The 2627-nt window shown below is 61.6% G+C and carries 2 protein-coding genes; both read left to right on the top strand.

Annotated features, from left to right (window positions below):
• On the top strand, positions 1 to 231 hold a 231-nt coding region (locus tag ACQ4MY_RS03280; RefSeq protein WP_440093702.1), incomplete at its 5' end, for a hypothetical protein.
• A 101-nt stretch (positions 232 to 332) separates the two neighbouring features.
• On the top strand, positions 333 to 2036 hold the full coding sequence (locus tag ACQ4MY_RS03275; RefSeq protein ID WP_440093700.1) for an amidase: 1704 nt from the start codon (positions 333 to 335) through the stop codon (positions 2034 to 2036).
• The last annotated feature ends 591 nt before the right edge of the window (positions 2037 to 2627 follow it).

Here is a 2627-nt window from a genome sequence, read left to right as displayed (position 1 = left end):
CCGCAGCTCCTACAGGTGTCCGCCCGGCAGTTATTGGCGGACAAATATCAATCCTTCGTCACCGCGCAATACCCATGTAGGAGCTGCCGCACGCTGCGATCTTTTGATCTTGATCTTGAAAACAACATCAAAAGATCGCAGCGTGCCGCAGCTCCTGCAGGTGTCCGTCCAGTAGTTATTGGCGGACAAAGATGGATCGCGGCGATTACTCCGTGCGCCGCTTGGTGTTAAATAGGCGCCAGCCTTAACCTTGTCGCTTAAAGCCGTGCAACGAGAACCGATATGAACACCCCTTCCAAGAAAAGCACCCACATTCAAACGGCGGTGACCGCATGATCGAAGTCACCGAAGTGTCCATTGCCCAACTGCGCGCAGCACTGGAGTCCGGCCAGACCACCGCCGTTGAACTGGTGCAGGCCTACCTTGCACGCATCGACGCCTACGATGGCGCCGATACCCCGACCGCGCTGAATGCCGTGGTGGTACGCAATCCCGAGGCGCTGAACGAAGCGCAAGCCGCCGACGCCCGCCGGGCCAAAGGCGAAACCCTTGGCCCGCTCGACGGCATTCCCTACACCGCCAAAGACAGTTATCTGGTCAAGGGCCTGACCGCCGCGTCGGGTAGCCCGGCCTTCGCCGATCTGGTCGCCCATCGCGACGCGTTCACCATCGAGCGCCTGCGCGCGGCCGGGGCGATTTGCCTGGGCAAGACCAACATGCCGCCGATGGCCAATGGCGGCATGCAGCGCGGCGTTTATGGTCGCGCTGAAAGTCCGTACAACGCCGATTACCTGACCGCGCCGTTTGCATCTGGCTCGTCCAACGGTGCCGGCACGGCGACGGCGGCGAGTTTTGCCGCATTCGGTCTGGCCGAAGAAACCTGGTCGAGTGGTCGTGGCCCGGCCTCGAACAATGGCCTGTGCGCCTATACGCCGTCGCGCGGTGTGATTTCGGTGCGCGGCAACTGGCCGCTGACGCCAACCATGGACGTGGTTGTACCTTACGCACGAACCATGGCCGACCTGCTGGAAGTGCTCGATATCGTTGTTGCCGAAGACCCGGACACCCGTGGCGATCTGTGGCGCCTGCAACCGTGGGTGCCGATCCCCAGCGTCAACTCCGTGCGCCCTGCCGCTTACGCTGAGCTGGCAGCCGATGCCAAGGCGTTGGCCGGCAAGCGTTTCGCCGTGCCGCGCATGTTCATCAATGCCGACCCTGAAGCGGGCACCAGCGAGGCGCCGGGCATCGGTGGCCCGACTGGCCAGCGCATCAACACCCGCGAGTCGGTGATTGATCTGTGGAAACAGGCCCGTCAGGCCCTCGAAGCTGCTGGTGCCGAAGTCACCGAAACCGACTTCCCGCTGGTCTCCAATTGCGAGGGCGACCGTCCGGGCGCACCGACTGTGTTCACCCGGGGCCTGGTGTCGAAAGAGTTTCTCCACCACGAACTGTGGGACCTGACTGCCTGGGCGTTTGACGATTTTCTGCGCGCCAACGGCGATCCGAAACTCAATCGTCTGGTCGACGTCGACGGGGCGAAGATCTTCCCGCACGAACCGGGCACGCTGCCCAACCGTGAAGGTGATCTGGTGGCCGGCATGGACGAATACGTGCGCATGGCCGAACGCGGCATCACCCCGTGGAATGAGATTTCTACAGTGCCGGACGGCCTGCGCGGTCTGGAGCAGACCCGGCGTATCGACCTCGAAGACTGGATGGATAAGCTGGGCCTCGACGCCGTGCTGTTCCCGACGGTCGCCGATGTGGGCCCGGCGGATGCGGACGTCAATCCTGCGTCGGCGGACATTGCCTGGAGTAACGGCATCTGGGTCGCCAACGGCAACCTTGCGATCCGCCACCTCGGCGTACCGACCGTGACCGTGCCGATGGGCGTGATGGCCGACATCGGCATGCCGGTCGGTCTGACCTTCGCTGGCCGCGCCTACGACGACTCGAGCCTGCTGCGCCTGGCCGCCGCATTCGAGTCAACCGGCAACAAGCGCCAGATCCCGCCCCGCACCCCGCCATTGTCGTAACCCGGTAAAAAGGTGTGTCAGTCAACAAAAATGTTGCCTGACACACCGCCATCGCTGGCAAGCCAGCTCCCACAGGTTCTTCCTCATTCAACCAAGACCCTGTAGGAGTGAGCCTGCTCACGATAGCGCTGAATCAGCTTGGATGAATGTGGCTGACACACCGCCATCGCGAGCAGGCTCACTCCTACAAGGGATGGTGCGTAGCCATTAATCTTGAGCCCCCCTGAATCCCTGTGGGAGCTGGCTTGCCAGCGATGGCGTCAGCCCATTCACCAAAATATAAAGAGGAGTAGGCTCAAGGCTTTATAGCCACCTTCTCCCACAGGTTTCAGCTCCAGTCACAAAACTCTCATTCAACTCAAACCCCTGTCGGAGTGAGCCTGCTCGCGATGGCGGTGAATCAGCTTGGATGAATGTGGCTGACACACCGCCATCGCGAGCAGGCTCACTCCTACAAGGGATTGTGCGTGGCCATTGATCTTGAGCCCCCCTGAATCCCTGTGGGAGCTGGCTCGCCAGCGATGGCGTCAGCCCATTCACCAAAATATAAAGAGGAGTAGGCTCAAGGCTTTATAGCCACCTTCTCCCACA

This window comes from Pseudomonas sp. SM4 (genome assembly GCF_051913165.1).
Taxonomy (GTDB): Bacteria; Pseudomonadota; Gammaproteobacteria; order Pseudomonadales; family Pseudomonadaceae; genus Aquipseudomonas.
This window is presented reverse-complemented; position numbering and strand designations above follow the sequence as displayed.

Coding starts and splice junctions, on each gene's coding strand:
- ACQ4MY_RS03275 (WP_440093700.1), top strand. CDS start 333: ATGATCGAAGTCACCGAAGTGTCCATTGCCCAACTGCGCGCAGCACTG.